This window comes from Edaphobacter dinghuensis, from assembly GCF_014640335.1.
In the GTDB taxonomy this organism is placed as follows: domain Bacteria; phylum Acidobacteriota; class Terriglobia; order Terriglobales; family Acidobacteriaceae; genus Edaphobacter; species Edaphobacter dinghuensis.
The window spans coordinates 1145302-1162662 of the sequence record NZ_BMGT01000002.1 but is presented as its reverse complement, the minus strand read 5'-3'; the positions used below and the strand labels follow the sequence as shown (position 1 = coordinate 1162662).

Sequence of the window (17361 nt, the reverse complement as noted above, 5' to 3'; positions counted from 1 at the left end):
TTTAAAATTTTTCGGGGCGCAGAAGCGCATAGACGAGATAGACGAAGAGAGCGAGAGTGACGAGAGAGAGTGTGATCGTTTCAAGCATTTATTTACGCTCCGTGAAGTCGAGACGTCCGCAACCGAAGATGTAGAGTATGGCGATGGCAAAGAAAGCTACGCTAATTGCAATGCATCCGAGATCCCACATGGGTAATTCCTTTCTGTACTGCATGCCGCATTGAGCGACCTATGACACTTCTACAAACGTGCTGCCGCCCGCCCGAATGCAAGTGCGACACATAACAGGAGGAAGCAGAATTCCTTTGAATTGAACCTGGACTTTTCCTTTTGCTCGCGCTCTGAGGAGTAACCTCTTTTAGCGTCCAGACGCGCTTTCAGGCGGCGGTAGCAGAACGTCAAGAGAGCAAATGTCACGATGTAAACAGCCACGCCACACAAGACGCTCAGCATAAAAGCTCCTGGGGCCTATGACTGATGCCCCAGAGCTATTTCATCGAGTTTGTCGTAAAGAGTCCGTAGCGAACTTATAAAGAATTCGTAAAGGCGACTAGAGGTCGTCGCTACCGGTTGGGCGAAAGCGATAGCCAACCCAGGGTTCGGTAAGGATGTACCGTGGTTCCTCGGTTGTCTCGATTTTCTTTCGCAATTGGCCAATACTAACGCGCAGATACTCCGGCTGGTCGGCGTTGGCGCCCCATACGGCCTGCAGGAGAGCGCGATGCGTCAGCACCTTTCCCGCATGTTGTGCAAAGTAGACAAGAAGATCGAACTGCTTTGGTGTGAGATGAATGTCGCTATCGCGGACGGCGACGCGATGTTGCGGGATGTCGATGCGAAAATCACCAAGGCTGATGATGGTCTGCACTTCACGGGTTTCGTTTAGGTTACGCCTGAGCTGGGCGCGAACACGAGCCTGCAGCTCTTGAATGCTGAAGGGCTTGGTCACATAATCGTCGGCACCTGCATCGAGGGCTTCGATCTTCATGCGCTCGTTATTGCGGACCGAGAGGACGATGATCGCTACATCGGATCTGGCGCGAAGCTCGCGGCAGAGCTCTATCCCATTCATCTCCGGCATAGAAACATCGGTGATGACAAGGTCCGGCTTCCACTCAAGAGCGATGTCCGCGCCCTCAACGCCATTGCCTGCGATACGCACAGCGTAACCCTGCGTGGAGAGTGCCGTGCGGAGCACTCTGATAATTTGCGGCTCATCGTCTACGATGAGTATCTTTGCCTGCTGGCCTGGTTCGATCGACTTCATTCACGCTCCCGATGCTGTGTAACGATGTGGACGTCCACGTTTGGTGCCTCTGAGAGGAAGTGCTGAATTGCCCAGTAGTAAAGATACTTGCGAAAGCCGCTGACTGCGGTTCTGCCGAAAATGATATGGGTAATGCGTTTTTCGCGGACGAACTCTGCCGCTGCATGTGCGACGCTTGTGCCCTTGATGGTGGTTACCTGTGCACCGAGGTTGCGAGCGAACTGCATGTTGGTGGCGAGCGTGCTCTGTTCTTCGTCGCTGCTGCCCGTGTCGATGTGAAGGACGAAGAGTTCGCCGCCGACGCCTTCGGCGATCCTTGCGCCGCGGGTAATCAGTATCTGAGAGGCGCTGTTGGAGCTGATGCAGACGGCCACTCGCTCTCGAACGGCCCAGTGTTCCTGGATGCGTTTTGCATCCATATAGGCTGTGAGGGTGCGGTCTACGGCTTTGGTGACATGTTGCAGCGCCAGTTCGCGAAGGGCGATGAGGTTGCCACGGCGGAAGAAGTTGGCGAGGGCCTTTTCGGCGCGGTCGACTCCGTAAATATCGCCGCGTCGCATCCTGGTTTGCAGGGCCTCGGGGGTGAGATCGGCCATGACGATCTCATCGGCGCGCTGAACAAGCCAGTCGGGGACGGTCTCGCGAATCTGGATGCCGGTGACGCTCTGTACTGTGGGTGCAACGCTCTCGATGTGTTGGACGTTCATTGTGGCGAGCACATCGATATTTGCTGCCAGAATATCGAGGACATCTTCGTAACGCTTGCGGTGTTTGCTGCCTTCGATATTGGTGTGGGCTAACTCGTCGATGAGGGCAATCTGCGGCTTGCGAGCGAGAACTCCATCGAGATCCATCTCCTCGAAGACAACCCCACGATACTCGATCTTTTTTCGAGGAACCTGCTCAAGTTGAGCCGCAAGCTCGGCGGTGCGGGGGCGTCCGTGAGTTTCCACGACGCCGACGACGATATCTTCACCACGCTGGCGGCGGCGAATCGCTTCGCTGAGCATGTTATAAGTTTTGCCAACGCCGGGTGCGTAACCGAGAAAGAGTTTGAAGGTGCCGCGGGTCTTTTCGGGCGCAATCTTTTCCAACCATTCTTCCGGGCTCTTTGTGTTACTGCTTGATGGCTCGCGAGTGGTCATAGGTCTAACATATGGGAGTGCGACGATCGATTATCACTAGAGCGCTGCGTTACAGCATCTCAACCGCAGTGATTGCTGCCATTGTAGCCGTGTACTTCCGATGGGTGCACGCAAACGAGATGACCGTGGCGTTGACCTTTCTCATGGTCATCTTACTCGTAGCCGCAAATTGGGGACTTCGCCATGCGGTCTATCTTTCGATCCTGTCATCGGCTGTGCTGAATTTCTTCTTCTTGCCACCAATCGGTGCATTTACGATTGGCGACTCGCGTAATTGGGTTGCGCTCTTCGCGTTTCTGCTGACCGGGATCGTCGCCAGCCAATTGGCGGAGCGTGCGCGACGCGAGGCGAAGATGTCGCGCTTTCGTCAATTGGAGGCGGAGAGGCTCTATGAGTTCAGTCAGCAGATGCTGGTGACCGGCAACGTGATCGACCTGCTGAACATGCTGCCGCAGATGATTGCAGCGACCTTCAACCTTGCGGGCGCTGCGGTATATCTTCGCGAGAAGGACCGAGTCTACAGGTCGCATCCGAATTACATGGACGTAACCGCGGCGGAACTTCGGGATACGGCCTTCACACGCGATCATCGGGTGGATGATGCGCGTGGAGTGACCCTGGCGCCGATTTTACTGGGGACGCAGCCGATCGGATCGGTGGGGATCACTGGCGCTGGGCCATCGCCGCAGGCTTTAGACGCAGTTTGCGGCCTTGCTGCTATTGCGATTGAACGTGCCGGGGCTATGGAGACGCTTACTCGAGTTGAAGCTTCGCGCGAGAGCGAGCGGCTGCGAAATGCGCTGCTGGACGCCGTGGCGCACGAGTTGCGGACGCCGCTGACCTCGATTACAGCTGCGATTACGACGCTGCGTTCCAATGCGCTGCTTGACCAGGAGCAGCGCGGAGAGATGATGCAGGTCATTGAAGAGGAGGCCGAGCGGCTGAACCGGTTGGTCGGTCAGGCGATGGAGATGGCTGCGCTGGATGCACACGACATCAAGCTGGATATGCAGATGCATTCGATACGAGAGGCCGTGGATCTCGCGTTACAGGCGATACAACCCCAGCTTCGAACGCACGCCGTCGATATTCGGTTGCCGGATTCGCTTCCCAAGGTAGAGATGGACCTGGAGCGGATTGCCAAGGTCATTCAGCACCTGCTTGAAAATGCAGCGAAGTATTCTGCGGAGGGCAGTCCTATCTTTATCAGTGCTGAGATATCGAAGAATCAGCTTATGACCAGCATTGCGGATCGCGGTGCAGGGATTGATGATTTTGAGCGCATGATGGTCTTCGACAAGTTTTACCGGGGACAGGGGCAACGCTATCGTGTGCAGGGGACGGGGATGGGGCTGGCCATCGCAAAGGCGATTGTGGAGGCTCATGGGGGCTCGATTGAAGTTACAAGTCAGCCGTCGCAGGGATCGGTTTTTTCGTTCTATTTACCGATCAGCGTCGACGATTTTTAGACCGGTGCTGAGGCCGAAATGCGGCAAAATGCGGGGAATACTTTATCTTGCAAGGTAAATCTGACAAACTAGAGGTATGAGCTTAACGGCAACGAAGATATTCGCGGATCGGATTGACCGCATCGAAGTCTCTGCGACAATGGCGATTACGGCAGCGGCGCTCAAATTGAAGTCCGAGGGTGTCAATCTAGCGGATTTTGGCGCGGGAGAACCGCACTTTGCGACGCCGCGGCACATCAAGGACGCGGCTATTGATGCGATCGAGAAAAACTTTACCCGCTATACGAATGTTGCCGGCATTCCTGAGGTTCGAAAGGCGATCGTAGATCGTCACGCCGCTGATTTTGGCTCGAATTATGCGCCTGACGAGTGCGTGTTCACGACCGGCGGCAAGCTGGCCCTGTTCAATGCGGTTCAGGCGCTCGTCGATCATGGGGATGAAGTCATTCTGCCTGTGCCTTACTGGGTCTCCTTTAAAGACATCATTCAATATGCGGGCGGCAAGGTCGTCTTTGTTGAGACCGATGAGGCGGAGAACTTTCGCGTCACGGCCAAGATGATCGAGGATGCGATTACACCGAAGACGAAGGCGATTATTTTGAATACGCCTTCGAACCCTTCAGGTGCGGTGGTATCGCCGGAAGATCTCGAAGCGATTGTTCGGCTGGCGCATAAGAATGACATCTATGTTTTGTTGGACGAGTGCTATGTCTACCTGAACTTTACCGGCGAGATTGTGAGCGGCGGATCGTTCACCGATTGCAAAGAGCATGTTGTGGTTTTAGGATCGCTCTCGAAGACCTATGCGATGACCGGTTGGCGCGCTGGCTTTGCACTTGGCCCGAAGCCTGTCATTGCAGCGATGAGCAAGCTGCAGTCGCAGAGCACATCCAATACTGCGAGCATGGTGCAGCGTGCTTCCATTGCGGCCGTTAGCGGCTCGCAGCAATGCGTACAGGAGATGCGTGCGGACTACATCAAGCTGCGCGATCAGGTGCTCGAAGGCTTTAAGACGATTCCCGGATTGACGTGTACGGTGCCTCAGGGAGCGTTTTATGTTTATCCCAACGTGAAGAACTTTATCGGCAAGGGCGGTATTCAATCGGCTTCTGATCTTGCCGCAAAGCTTCTCAGCGAAGCGCACGTTGTTGTGGTTCCTGGTGAGGCGTTTGGCACCGACGCGCACATTCGTTTGTCTTATGCGGTTTCGCACGATGTCATTGATGAAGGCGTGAAACGGATGCGAGAGTATTTTGCATCGTTGAGCTAAATATTGAATAGAAGGAAAGGCCGCACTGATAATGTGCGGTCTTTCCTTTGAGACGGAGCTGTATGTCTAAAGAAGTTAGTCAATCGGAGTTGCAGTTCGCTCCAGTGATTCTTGCAGGCGGCAGTGGAACCCGCTTTTGGCCGCGGAGCCGAAAATCGAGGGCGAAGCAGGTGCTGGCTCTCGATGGCGACGAGACCATGATTCAACAGACGGTGCAGCGTTTGAGCCCTGTGGCCGATGCTGCCAAGGTCTGGGTCATTACCAACGAGCTTCTTCACGATGTGATTGCGGAGCAGTTGCCCGAGGTTCCACGAGAGCACATTCTGAGCGAACCTGCTGCGAGAAATACGGCTCCTGCATGTGCTCTGGCTGCATTTTTGCTGGAGAAGACCGAGCCTGACACGGTCATCGGCGTGTTTCCATCGGATCAGGTGGTGAAAGACAGTCCGCGTTTCGCGCAGGTGATTCGTGCAGGTGCGGCGCTGGCGGCAAGCGGTGACAAGATTGTAGTTCTCGGTGTGCCGCCGACGCGTGCTGAGACGGGCTATGGTTATATCGAGCAAGGTGCCGTTGCCGATGATGCAACCAAGCTTGCTGGTGGGATCGAAGCTCGCAGGGTAAAGCGGTTTACCGAGAAGCCGGACAAAGCACACGCTGAACAGTTTGTGGCGACGGGCAATTATGCCTGGAACAGCGGAATATTTCTGTGGAGTGCACGGACGCTGGCCGGAGCAATTCGAGAGTATTGCCCTGCGATGGTGCCGCTCCTTGAAAAGATCGCGACAGCATATGGCACGGACAAATTTGAGAGTGTGTTTGCCGAGCTCTATCCTCAGTGCGAGAACATCAGCATCGACTATGCCGTGCTGGAGCCGAGATCGCGGAAGGGCGAAGCGGGAGCGGAGATTTACTGCTTGCCGGGCGATTTTGAATGGAACGATCTTGGATGCTGGGCGACGCTGCATGAAAATATGGCGGATTGCTCGCCCGAGAAGCTGGCCTTTGCGAATGTGTTCGACGAGACTGATCCGCTGAATGTCTCCATCGATTCGAACGGCAACTATGTCTATGCGCCGGGCAAGGTGATTGCACTGGTTGGAGTGAATAATCTTGTCGTGGTACAGACGAAAGATGCGTTGCTGATTACGACACGCGACCGATCGCAGGATGTTGGCAAAGTGGTTGCAGAGTTGAAAAAAGCTGGACGGGAAGACCTAATTTAGCAGAGACGGCGAGAGTGATGGCAGAGACAGTGGTGAAGTTTGGAACGGATGGCTGGCGCGGCATTATTGCCGATGACTTTACCTATGCCAATGTGCGTGTGGCAGCGGCGGCGATTGCGAACTATGTACTGGCCCATGAAGAGAGTGCGGCCGGGGTTTGCATTGCTTATGACACGCGGTTCGGCTCTCGTTCCTTCGCAAAGGTGGTTGCGGAGGTTCTGGCAGGTGCTGGAATTCCCATGGCTCTGGCGGCGGAGATTACGCCGACGCCTGCGCTCTCTTATGCCGTGCGCGAGCGTAAGGCGGCGGGTGGCGTGATGATTACGTCGAGCCATAATCCTGCCGAGTGGAATGGCGTGAAGTATAAGGCGAGCTATGGCGGATCGGGCTTGCCGTCCATCATGACATCGATTGAAAGTTATCTGGATAAGCCGCTGGTAAAGGTCGAGACTGAAGCAGCTATTGAAGAGGTGGACTTCAACACGGACTACATCGCGGCCATTGCGCGATTCGTGAACCTCGATGCAATTCGCGCGTCGGGCTATCGGTTCCTGATCGATGTAATGTATGGTGCTGGGCGCGGTGTGCTTGCGGGCATCTTTACGCAGGCGCAGATTCCGTTTGTGGAGATTCGCAGTGAAGTGAATCCGGCGTTTCCGGGGATCAACCCCGAGCCTATCCTTCCGAATATCCGAGAGACGCAGGCGGCGGTGGTAGCGGAACACTGTGATGCCGGCTTGATTACGGATGGTGATGCGGACCGTATCGGTGCTGTGGATGAGCATGGAAATGTCGTCGATGCCCACAAGATCTTTTCGGTATTGTTGAAGTGGCTGCTGGAGCGGAAGAAATGGCCGGGCGATGTAACACGCGCTTTCAACACGACCAAGATGATCGATCGCATCGCTGCGAAGTACGGACGGCGGTTGCACGAGCATGGCATCGGCTTTAAATATGTCTGTGAATTGATGCTCGACAAGGAAATCCTGATCGGCGGCGAGGAATCAGGAGGCGTAGGCATTAGCCGGCACCTGCCGGAGCGGGACGGAATGCTGAACTCTCTGCTGCTGGCCAATGTAATGGCCGACGAGAAGAAGACGCTTGGAGAACTCGTCGCTGCTTTGCAGGAAGAGTTCGGAGAACACCAGTATGGCCGCGTGGATATGCATATCGATGAGTCCATCAAGCAGTCGGCAATTGCACGCGCGAAGGCTGGAGTGACGGAGATCGCAGGCATGAAGGTGCTTCGCGTCGAGACGATGGACGGCATTAAGTTCTTTCTCGATAACAAGGATTGTGCAGGTAAGCCGAATGCCGCAGAGACGTGGTTGTTGTTGCGTGCATCGGGTACGGAGCCGCTACTGCGCGTGTATTGCGAGAGCTGTTCGGTTGAATTGGTCAACAAGGTACTTGAGGCGGCGCAGAAGTTTGTGTTGCAGGGGAGCGCTGTTTGAGCGAGCAGATTTGTGTTGAGGCAAAAGGCCTGTTGTTCGATATGGATGGAGTTTTGATCAGCTCCATTGGTTCGGTGGTGCGTTGCTGGCGGCGGTGGGCAGAGATTTATAACGTGCCGAATGCAGAGACCTACACTGTGCCGCATGGTGTACGCGCTATCGACATCGTGAAGTCGCTGCGTCCGGACATCGATCCGCAAGAAGGATTGCGCGTGATCGAGGACATGGAGATCGATGACATGGCCGATCTTAAGGTGCTTCCCGGCGTGAAGAAGCTGCTGGAGAGCCTTCCGACCGAGAGGTGGGCGATTGTCACCTCGGCTACACGGCGATTGATGCTGGGGCGATTGCAGGCGGCAGGATTGCCGATTCCGACACGAATTATCAGCGGAGATATGGTGGAGCGGGGCAAGCCCGATCCCGAGCCGTATCGGCGTGGTGCCGAACTGCTGGGATTTCGTCCGGAGGATTGCGTTGTGGTGGAAGATGCGCCGTCGGGAGTGGGGGCTGGTATCGCCGCAGGATGCCGCGTTCTTGGAGTGCTTGGAACGCACTCGCTGAAGGAGTTGCGGCGGGCTGAGTGGGTTGCGGAGTCTCTTGAGGGTGTAGCTGTGACAGTGCACGCCGACAGTATGGATTTTTGCTTCAGACCTGCAAACTGAAGCCGAAATAAATTCTTCGAACAAGCGAAGCAGATCGATTTCGATATAAATTTGGTTCTATGCATCGTCCATCTATTCTTCGTGTTCTGGCGTCGCTTGTAATCCTTGGCTCAACCGCATCCATGCTGGCTGCGTCACCTGCGGAGTCGATTGACTGGGTCAATCCGCTGATCGGTACTGCCAAAGGCAAGATCGGCTATGGCGGGACGATGCCCTTTGTCACTCCGCCCTTTGGCATGACGGACTGGACGCCGCAGACGCGTCAGAACAAGATCAGCGTGGTCTCATACAACTACGACGACAAGACTGTTTCTGGATTTATGGGAACTCACCAGCCTGCGATCTGGATGGGCGATTACGGCTACGTCACGTTGATGCCGGAGATCGGCGATGTAAAGACCACGCCCGAAGAACGGAAGCTGCCCTTCAATCATGCGCATGAAGTTTCGCATCCGGATTTCTATTCAGTAGTGCTCGATGCCGGAGATGGCAAACAGATTTTCTCAGAGATGACGGCGACCGAGCGTTGCGGCTATATGCGCTTCACCTTTCCGGCGGATACGGCCGGGCGAATCCTGATTGAGGCCTCAAGGCCTGGGCATGCAGGGTATGTGAGCGTGGATGAAGCCAGCCACGAGATTACAGGCTATAACCCTGACCGAATGGACGCGCATCTTGGGCCGGCTGCGCTTAAGAACTTCAAGGGATATTTTGTGGTGCAGTTCCGTCAGGCCTTTCAAAAGGCCGACACTTATGGGATGGATGATGCACAGGCTGGTCATGCTCGCGGAGCGTATGCGTCGTTTGCCCCGTCTAAAGGAAAGCTCACAGTTGAAGTTCGAGTTGGCACCTCCTTCATCAGCGTGGATCAGGCCAGGGCAAATCTGAAGGAAGAAATTCCGGAGTGGAACTTCGAGAAGGTTCGGTTAGCGCTACGGCAGACGTGGAACGCAAAGCTTGACCGGATTGAAGTGCAGGGAGCCTCGGACGAAGCGCGCCGAACGGTCTATACCGCTGCCTATCATGCGCTGCTGTATCCGCGAGTCTTCTCCGAATATGGACGCTACTACAGTGCATTCGATGACACCATCCATAACGGCGAATCGTATACGTCTTACTCGATATGGGATACGTTCCGCGCGGAGAACAGCATGCTGACGCTGCTTGCTCCGGAGCGAGTCGACGGCATGATCACTGCGTTGCTGCAGGACTATCGCGAGGGCGGCTGGATGCCGAAGTGGCCGAATCCCGGCTACACGAACATCATGATCGCCACGCACGCCGATTCGTTGGTAGCCGAGGCCTTTCGCAAAGGCTTTCACGGCTTCGATCGTGAGTTGGCATGGAAGGCTGTCTACAAGGATGCCATGACGCCGCCCGATGGCGACACGACGCGTCGATGGGCCGACCGCGAGCCGCATACTCCTTATGAAGCACGCGCTGGTCTCACCTACTATAAGGAGCTCGGCTATATTCCCACCGATAAAACTGCGGAAGCCGCATCGAGCACGCTGGAAGACAGCTACGATGACTGGTGCGTAGCGCAGGTTGCCAAGGCGCTGGGCAAGGAGAAGGACTATGAATTCTTCCTGCATCGCTCGCTGAACTACCGCAATTTGTACAATCCAGCCGACGGCCTTATGCGAGGCAAGACTTCGGACGGGAAGTGGGCCAGTGAGGACGCTGGGTGGACCGAAGGCAATGCCTGGGTATACACGTGGGCTCCTCTGCATGACGAGGCCGGCATTCTGAATCTGATGGGCGGAGCGAGTGCCTATAACGCCAAGCTCGATCAGCACTTTGCCGGAGGCCATAATGTTCATAACAACGAGCCGAGCCATCACTATGGCTACCTCTACGACTTCAGCGGAGAGCCCTGGAAGACGCAGGCAAAGGTTCGTGAGATTGCAGCGGCCGAGTATGCAGGCCAGCCTGTGGGGCTTGATGGTGACGATGACTGCGGACAGATGTCGGCGTGGTACCTGTTCACTGCGCTTGGTCTCTATCCTGTGAACCCGGCGTCCGGAGACTACATGATAGGTAGCCCGTTGTTCAGCAGGATGAGTCTTCGGCTGGCGAATGGAAAGCGCTTTACGGTAATTGCGGACAACAACTCCAGTGCCAATGTGTACATTCAGTCGGCAACGCTGAACGGCAAACCGCTCTCGAATCCTGTGATCCGATACGAGGACATTATGGCCGGTTCGACGCTCCACTTTGTAATGGGTCCCAAGCCTTCGCATTGGGCCGCTGAGTGGCGCGCCAAGGCCATTCAGTAACCCGGCGGTTAAGCCGGGGGAGATTAGCTGCGAAGGATGGCGTCTACTCGTAGAAGATCGTCCTCGGTGTCGACGCCGACGGTGTCATACTCCGTGGGCTCGACATAGAGGCTGATGCCATTCTCGAGAAAGCGGAGCTGCTCGAGCCGCTCGGTCTGCTCAAGTGTGCTTGCGGGAAGCGTAGGGAAGCGCTTGAGAGCAGCCTTGCGATACCCGTAGAGGCCGATGTGCTTCCAGTATTGCGGATTGGTCTGATCGCGGTCGTAGGGAATTGTGGCGCGAGAGAAGTACAGTGCACGGCCATCCATTGCGGTAACGACCTTGACTGCGTTGGGATTGCCAATATTTTCTGCGGTGCAGAGGACTTTGAGGGTTGAGACCTCGACATGAGGGCGACCAAACGGGCTGAGGAGTGCCGTAAGGTGCTGCGGCTTCAGCAGAGGCTCGTCACCCTGGATGTTGACATAAATATCGGCGTGGACGAGCTGGGAGACGGCGTGAACGCGGTCAGTGCCGCTGGCCAGCTTGGGTGATGTCATCTGAAAAGCCCAGCCACTGCGCTCGCAAAGCTCTGCGACTTCGGCTGAATCGGTTGCGATGAGAACATCGTTGAGCTGGGGACAGGCTTTGGCCGCCTCGTACACCCACGCCAGCATAGGTTTACCGGCAATGGTGCGCAGGACCTTTCGGGGCAGGCGGGTTGAAGCCAGCCGTGCGGGAATGACGCCAAGGACGATGGGCGCCTGCTTTTCGAGTGGGCGCGAATCAAGTATGATTGGAACTGGCTGTGCCGCGACGGTTCTCCTGAAACTGCTCGTCGCGCGATGTTCCTGCTGGTACAGCTAATACACATTCAGGGCGGTGTAGCTCAGATGGTTAGAGCGACGGACTCATAACCCGTAGGTCGACAGTTCGATTCTGTCCACCGCCACCAATGTTGTATTCCCAACCCGTATCGCGCAATCTTCGTACGAGAGTATCATTTCGGTAGTGGGACACGTCTAATCCCTGATTCGCCGATGTCCGTGGAGATTGTTTCGCCTTATGCCTAAGATTTCAAAGATATTGCTGCTCGTCATCTCGGTTGTTCTGGTACTGACCGTCTTTTTGGGAGTCAACTCGAGCGGCGTAAGTGCGGCATCGGAGCAGGACGGCGCATACAACCAGATCAATGTTTACAGTGAAGTGTTGCGGCATATCCAGACGGACTATGTTGTTGATCCTAATATCAACAAAGTGACCAACGGCGCCCTGCGCGGCCTGTTGGAGTCGCTGGATACGGACTCAAGCTACCTGACGCCGGAGGAGTACAAACAGTACAAGACCGACAAGGACGGCAAAGCGCAGGTCGGCATCAATGTTTCGAAGCGGTTTGGCTACGCGACCGTTGTATCCGTGGTTCCCGGCAGCCCGGCGGACAAGGCCAATCTGAATGACGGCGACATTATCGAAGCGATCGGAGCAGAGGACACACGAGATCTCTCGCTGGTCATGATTCGCAAGATGCTCGAAGGCGATCCTGGAAGCGAGCTGACGATCTCGGTCGTGCGGCCACGCAAGGCTGCTCCGGACAAGTTGACCATGACAAGGACGGTGGTGGATTATCCGCCTGTTACCGAGACGATGTATGAGAATTCGTCGATCCTTTACCTGAAGCCCGACGTTCTGGACCACGAGCATGTGCTGCAGGTGGAACAAAAGCTGAAAGGCATGCAGAAGGCCGGGAACAAGAAGATCCTACTTGACCTGCGCGATGTTGCTGCCGGCGATATGCCTGATGCGATGCGGCTTGCGAACTTCCTGCTGCCAAGCGGAACGATTGCATCACTGGAAGGACAGAAGGTTGAGAAGCAGACGTTCTCCGTCGATCCGTCGAAGACCATCAACGCGACGGCGCCTGTTGTGGTTCTGGTCAATCGTGGAACGGCAGGACCGGCAGAGCTGGTGGCCGCTGCGCTGAATGACAACAAGCGCGCCGAACTGGTCGGCGAGAGGACCTTTGGAGAAGGAGCGCAACAGAAGACGTTCGAGCTTCCTGATGGCGGAGCGGTAATTCTTACCATTGCGAAGTACGAGTCTCCTTCGGGCAAGAAGCTGCAGGACGATGCAGTTATGCCGGAGGTACTTGTGGCCTCCAACATCCCTGACGAAGATGAGGACGAGACCTCTGAGAGCAAACCTGCGCAGAAGCCTGCTGTGACTGTGGATGATCAACTGACGAAGGCGCTTGACCTGTTGAAAAATAAGGCAGCCTAAATCTTTCGCAGGATTCCCGAAAGGGTATTGACGGCTTTGATTTCGACATAACGGCCAGCCACGATTTCGTGGCTGGCCGTGCTATCGTGAAGATGTCGTGCAGAGTTTATTCAGCCGTGGACCTCGACCCCCCGAGGTCGAAACTGAACCGACATGGCAGCGGGTCATTCGGCGCGCTACGCTGAACGGGCCGGACTATCCGAGCCGGCGGATCGCGCGCCGGATGACGTTTTTTGCGTTGCTCGGTGCATCCGCAGTCTTTGGCGGCATGTGCGGCCTGATGTTGATCTACTCCATCAACCTGCCGCAAATGACTGATCTTGCGCGGTATCGTCCCAGCACAACGACTGAGCTGCTGGATGTTCATGGCAGGGTCTTTGGATCTTTTGCGCTGGAACGCCGCGTCGTTGTGCCCTACGCGGAGTTCCCTCCCATGCTGCGAGAGGCGATTATCTCCATTGAAGACAAGAGCTTCGAGAGCAATTGGGGCGTAAATTTGGTGCGAGCGGTAGAGGCGGCCTATCGCGATCTGCATGAAGACCAGCGGGCGCAGGGTGCATCGACCATCACTATGCAACTGGCGAGGAACCTCTTTCTCTCGTCGGAAAAGACCTATGGCCGCAAGCTGCAGGAGATATTTCTTTCTATGCAGATCGAGCGGCGGTTCACGAAGCAGCAGATCTTCGAGCTCTATGCGAATCAAATTTATCTGGGGCGAGGAACTTATGGGTTCGAGGCAGGCTCGGAGTATTACTTCAGCAAGCACGTACGCGATCTGACTTTGCCGGAGGCCGCGCTTCTGGCTGCATTGCCCAAGGGGCCGGAGTATTACTCGCCGGTGCGGTATCCGGAGCGCGCATTGAAGCGGCGCAATCTGGTGCTTAGCGAAATGCTGCAGGATGGCAAGATTACGCAGGCACAGGCTGATGCAGCGAAGAATGCGCCGCTAGGGTTACATCTTGAAGCTCCCGCCAACAGTGTGGCGCCCTACTTTGTGGAGGAAGTGCGGCGGCAACTGGAGAAAGAGTACGGTGTGGAAGAGGTTCACGGCGCGGGACTGCGAGTGTATACGACGCTCGACCTCGGGCTGCAAGAGGTTGCAAACAAGGCTGTGTTGGATGGCACAGCATCCTACGAGCGCCGCGAAGGATGGAAGGGCAATCTACGGAATGTGGTGCTCTCAGGAATGGACTTGGATAGCTACAAGAGCCCTGATTGGACACAGGAAGTTGTCAAGGGAAGCTATGTTCATGGAGTCGTGACGCAGGTTACTGCGAAACGGGTCGTCGTGAAACTGGGCAATCAGCAGGCCGTATTGGGGCCGGAAGATTGGGCGTGGACGCAAAATGTGGACGGTGACAGCTTTTTGCGAACCGGAGACATCGTCTATGTCGAGGTGGAAGGAAGCCGTCCTGACGGTACGCTGCGTGCTTCGCTACAGCAGGACTCAGGCGCGCAGGCTTCGCTGATGGCGATGGATAATGCGACCGGTGAGGTGGTTGCCATGGTGGGTGGCCGTGACTTTGCGTTGTCACAGTTCAATCGAGCGACCCAGGCAGAGCGCCAGGCTGGATCGTCCTTCAAGCCGTATGTGTATACGACGGCATTTGAAGCTGGCGCGAAACCGACAGATATCATCGTGGACGGCCCGACTACGTTTCCGACGCCGAGCGGGCCTTACACGCCACACAACTATGAGAAAAACTATGTAGGGGCAATGACATTGACCAACGCCTTTGCGGAGTCGCGAAATATTCCCGCATTGAAGCTGGCGTACAAATACGGAATCCGAAAGGTCATCGAGACCGCACACCGTTTCGGTGTCACCAGCGATATTCCTGCATTTCTACCGGTAGCGATTGGCGCGGCGGATATCACGTTATTTGAACAGGTAGGGTCATACAGCGTATTTCCGAATGATGGCATCCGCATTGAGCCGCACTATATTCGCAGGGTGACGCAGGCGAACGGGCTGCCGCTCGATGAGAAACCTCCACAAATCAATGAGGTCATCTCGGTGGAGACGGCGCGCGAGATGATGCAGTTGCTGCAGACAGTCGTTCGAGGAGGAACGGCAACCGCGGCGGCTCAATTGAATCATCCGCTGGGAGGAAAGACAGGCACGACCAATAACTATACCGATGCCTGGTTTATCGGCTTTTCTCCATCGGTAACGTGTGGCACGTGGATTGGCTTTGATAATCGGCAGTCACTGGGAGACAAGGAGACAGGCGCGCGCGCTGCCTTGCCGATATGGATGGAGTTTATGCGGGCTGCGATTGCTGACAAACCGAATGAAGCGTTTGCGACCGGTGGCGCGCCCAAGAAGACCTTAAATGTACAGGGTAGCCAGTTGGGAGAGGCTGCACCTCCTGCGAAGCCGGTTGTTCCGAAGACCCCCGGTGGGCAAGCGGTATCTGTAGACAAACCCGACGCGAAAAAAGCTGCAGCCCCATCGAAGTTTGTCGAGCCTAAGAGCTTCTGGGTCTCGAAGCCGCCGCCCCCGGGAAGCGCAGCTAAAAAGACCAGCGGATCTAGCGGAGCAAAGCAGTCGTCGGAGCCCCAGAGCTTCTGGGTTTCGAGACCGAATGGCACAAGGTGAAGTAGCGTCGCGCTTTGAGCACGTCCTTGCCGATCTGTTCGCGTAGCGCCTCCGGGTTAGGAAAGCGCATCTCGGCGCGAATCCGTTGCAAAAAGGTCAGCGTCAACGGTATGTACTCGTTCAATTCAATCGGATGAAAGTTCAATAGATGAGATTCGACGGCGAACGAATCCGCGCCAAACGTGGGCCGATTACCGACGTTTGTGACAGCATCAAATGTCTCTTGTGATGTCCCGGCGCCGACAGTCAGCGAAGTGATGTAAACGCCGTTTGCTGGCAACAGCTCAGGATAGGCCGCCATATTGATAGTGGGAACTGTGTAGCGAGTGCCATAGCCTCGCCCCGAGGCCGGCGTTGTTGTGATAGAAAACGGGCGTCCAAGCAGAGCGCGAGCCTGGCTGACATTGCCCTGCGCAATAAGTTGCCGAATACGGCTCGAAGAGATTGCCTGTCTGCGAATGATCCGCGAAGTATAGATGCACAGGCTGAAGCCTAATTCCTCCCCGAGCAGCTTAAGGCTGTCGACATCTGCTTCGGCCTGATAGCCGAGACGAAAGTTCTCTCCTTCGTGCAGTTCAGTGACGTGAAGTTTCCGTTGCAAGACTTCGATAGCAAAAGAACGCGCGGTCATTCGGGAGAAGTCGCCGGTGAAAGGCAATACCAGCAGCGCATCGATCCCGGTGGTCGCGAGCAACTCGATCTTCTGCACTAGCGGAGTAATTAATGGCTGGTGTGCCTGTGGCCTGAGAATTCGTCCTGGGTGCGGATCGAATGTAATGGCGACCGAGCTGATTCCAAGGGCACGAGCGCGCTCGACTACCTCTGAGATCACTCCGCGATGCCCGCGATGTACGCCATCGAAGTTACCGATGGTGGCAACCGAGGGTCCGAAGTTCGCAGGAATCTCTGAGAGATGACGATAGATCTTCATCAGGCAATCTCGAACTTGATTTGAAGGCCGTCATAGGCAAGACGGATATGAGGGGGAAGGATTGCTTCCGTCGCGGCGTGGTCGAGGTCGTGGCTCATGTGAGTGAAAAAGGCTCGGCGTGGTTTGAGCTGCTCAACGAAGGCGATTGATTTTTCAAGGTGCGAGTGGCTGGAGTGAGGATCGCGCCGCAACGCATCGAGGATGAGAACATCGAGGTTCTGAAGCAGCGCGGCGCTCTCGGCGGGAATGTCGCTCATGTCGGTGAGATACGCTGCACTGCCGAAACGATAACCCGTGATCTGTTGGCTTCCATGCGTGACCGGGATGCGTTGGAACCACGCTCCAAAGAGGTCGAAGCCTGCGCCTGGGGCAGAGTCAATGCGATGCATCTCCACGCGGGCGCTGGTGGGGTAGCGGTCTTCTTTGCGAAACGTGTAGTCGAAGATGCGCTCGATATCGCTTGCGGTTGTGGCGTCTGCGTAGATTGGCAGGTTCTCTTTGGCGTGAAAGCTCAACGGGCGCAGATCGTCAAACCCCATCACATGATCGGCATGGCCGTGGGTGTAGAGAACGGCATCGAGTCGCCGAACCCCTTCGCGGAGAGCCTGTGCGTGAAAGTCGGGGCCAGTGTCGATGACGACCGTGTGATCGTTATAGGCAAGGCGAATGGATGGCCTTGTGCGGCGGTTGCGAGGATCACCCGTAGGTGACATGGCCGAGGTGCACACAGCGCAGTCGCAGCCCAGCGTTGGCACACCCATCGATGTGCCGCTGCCGAGAAAGGTGAGGGTCGCATCCATCGT

At 55.9% G+C, this 17361-nt stretch carries 14 protein-coding genes and 1 tRNA gene; 9 read left to right on the top strand and 6 right to left on the bottom strand.

Annotated features, from left to right (window positions below):
* Position 1: 1 nt before the first annotated feature.
* The 3 genes from kdpF to IEW09_RS10505 form a co-directional block, all read right to left on the bottom strand.
* Entirely contained in the window at positions 2-88 is an 87-nt protein-coding gene (kdpF, locus tag IEW09_RS18875) for a K(+)-transporting ATPase subunit F (protein ID WP_188554420.1), read from the bottom strand.
* A gap of 462 nt (positions 89-550) precedes the next feature.
* Complete coding sequence (locus IEW09_RS10510; RefSeq protein WP_188554083.1) at positions 551-1267, bottom strand: response regulator transcription factor; 717 nt, start codon at positions 1265-1267, stop codon at positions 551-553.
* On the bottom strand, positions 1264-2361 hold the full coding sequence (locus tag IEW09_RS10505) for a histidine kinase (RefSeq protein ID WP_229739234.1): 1098 nt from the start codon (positions 2359-2361) through the stop codon (positions 1264-1266). Before IEW09_RS10505 ends, IEW09_RS10510 begins: the two co-directional genes overlap by 4 nt.
* A 68-nt stretch (positions 2362-2429) precedes the next feature.
* Here IEW09_RS10505 and IEW09_RS10500 point away from each other — a divergent pair, with 68 nt between their 5' ends.
* The 6 genes from IEW09_RS10500 (at position 2430) to IEW09_RS10475 (ending at position 10769) form a co-directional block, all read left to right on the top strand.
* Entirely contained in the window at positions 2430-3881 is a 1452-nt protein-coding gene (locus IEW09_RS10500; protein WP_188554081.1) for a sensor histidine kinase, read from the top strand.
* 76 nt (positions 3882-3957) lie between these two features.
* Positions 3958-5151, top strand: a complete 1194-nt coding sequence (locus IEW09_RS10495; protein ID WP_188554080.1) for a pyridoxal phosphate-dependent aminotransferase — start codon at positions 3958-3960, stop codon at positions 5149-5151.
* Between the two features lie 62 nt (positions 5152-5213).
* Positions 5214-6374, top strand: a complete 1161-nt coding sequence (locus IEW09_RS10490) for a mannose-1-phosphate guanylyltransferase (RefSeq protein ID WP_188554079.1) — start codon at positions 5214-5216, stop codon at positions 6372-6374.
* A 17-nt stretch (positions 6375-6391) separates the two neighbouring features.
* The gene (locus IEW09_RS10485; protein ID WP_188554078.1) at positions 6392-7828 is read left to right on the top strand and encodes a phosphoglucomutase/phosphomannomutase family protein; all 1437 of its coding nucleotides are present in this window, start codon (positions 6392-6394) and stop codon (positions 7826-7828) included.
* On the top strand, positions 7825-8490 hold the full coding sequence (locus IEW09_RS10480; RefSeq protein WP_188554077.1) for an HAD-IA family hydrolase: 666 nt from the start codon (positions 7825-7827) through the stop codon (positions 8488-8490). The genes IEW09_RS10485 and IEW09_RS10480 overlap by 4 nt, the downstream gene beginning before the upstream one ends.
* A gap of 59 nt (positions 8491-8549) precedes the next feature.
* Positions 8550-10769 (top strand): GH92 family glycosyl hydrolase, encoded by a 2220-nt coding sequence (locus tag IEW09_RS10475; RefSeq protein WP_188554076.1) that lies wholly within the window; start codon positions 8550-8552, stop codon positions 10767-10769.
* Positions 10770-10792: 23 nt separating this feature from the next.
* Here the strand turns inward: IEW09_RS10475 and kdsB are convergent, their stop codons facing one another.
* On the bottom strand, positions 10793-11542 hold the full coding sequence (gene kdsB, locus IEW09_RS10470) for a 3-deoxy-manno-octulosonate cytidylyltransferase (RefSeq protein ID WP_188554419.1): 750 nt from the start codon (positions 11540-11542) through the stop codon (positions 10793-10795).
* An 84-nt stretch (positions 11543-11626) separates the two neighbouring features.
* Between kdsB and IEW09_RS10465 the strand changes: the two genes are divergently transcribed.
* The 3 genes from IEW09_RS10465 (at position 11627) to IEW09_RS10455 (ending at position 15627) form a co-directional block, all read left to right on the top strand.
* Positions 11627-11703, top strand: a tRNA-Met gene (locus tag IEW09_RS10465).
* 110 nt (positions 11704-11813) lie between these two features.
* Positions 11814-13025, top strand: a complete 1212-nt coding sequence (locus tag IEW09_RS10460) for a S41 family peptidase (protein WP_188554075.1) — start codon at positions 11814-11816, stop codon at positions 13023-13025.
* Between the two features lie 97 nt (positions 13026-13122).
* Positions 13123-15627, top strand: a complete 2505-nt coding sequence (locus IEW09_RS10455; RefSeq protein ID WP_229739233.1) for a penicillin-binding protein 1A — start codon at positions 13123-13125, stop codon at positions 15625-15627.
* Here the strand turns inward: IEW09_RS10455 and ribF are convergent.
* Positions 15560-16558 carry a riboflavin biosynthesis protein RibF gene (ribF, locus tag IEW09_RS10450; protein WP_188554074.1) on the bottom strand — a complete coding sequence of 333 codons (999 nt, stop codon included), beginning with the start codon at positions 16556-16558 and terminating at the stop codon, positions 15560-15562. The two genes, IEW09_RS10455 and ribF, sit on opposite strands and share 68 nt — an antisense overlap.
* A complete protein-coding gene (locus IEW09_RS10445; RefSeq protein WP_188554073.1) occupies positions 16558-17358 on the bottom strand; it encodes an MBL fold metallo-hydrolase in 801 nt (266 codons plus the stop codon). The genes ribF and IEW09_RS10445 overlap by 1 nt, the downstream gene beginning before the upstream one ends.
* Positions 17359-17361 lie beyond the last annotated feature (3 nt).

Coding starts and splice junctions, on each gene's coding strand:
- kdpF (WP_188554420.1), bottom strand. CDS start 88: ATGCTTGAAACGATCACACTCTCTCTCGTCACTCTCGCTCTCTTCGTC.
- IEW09_RS10510 (WP_188554083.1), bottom strand. CDS start 1,267: ATGAAGTCGATCGAACCAGGCCAGCAGGCAAAGATACTCATCGTAGAC.
- IEW09_RS10495 (WP_188554080.1), top strand. CDS start 3,958: ATGAGCTTAACGGCAACGAAGATATTCGCGGATCGGATTGACCGCATC.
- IEW09_RS10490 (WP_188554079.1), top strand. CDS start 5,214: ATGTCTAAAGAAGTTAGTCAATCGGAGTTGCAGTTCGCTCCAGTGATT.
- IEW09_RS10485 (WP_188554078.1), top strand. CDS start 6,392: ATGGCAGAGACAGTGGTGAAGTTTGGAACGGATGGCTGGCGCGGCATT.
- IEW09_RS10475 (WP_188554076.1), top strand. CDS start 8,550: ATGCATCGTCCATCTATTCTTCGTGTTCTGGCGTCGCTTGTAATCCTT.
- IEW09_RS10460 (WP_188554075.1), top strand. CDS start 11,814: ATGCCTAAGATTTCAAAGATATTGCTGCTCGTCATCTCGGTTGTTCTG.
- ribF (WP_188554074.1), bottom strand. CDS start 16,558: ATGAAGATCTATCGTCATCTCTCAGAGATTCCTGCGAACTTCGGACCC.
- IEW09_RS10445 (WP_188554073.1), bottom strand. CDS start 17,358: ATGGATGCGACCCTCACCTTTCTCGGCAGCGGCACATCGATGGGTGTG.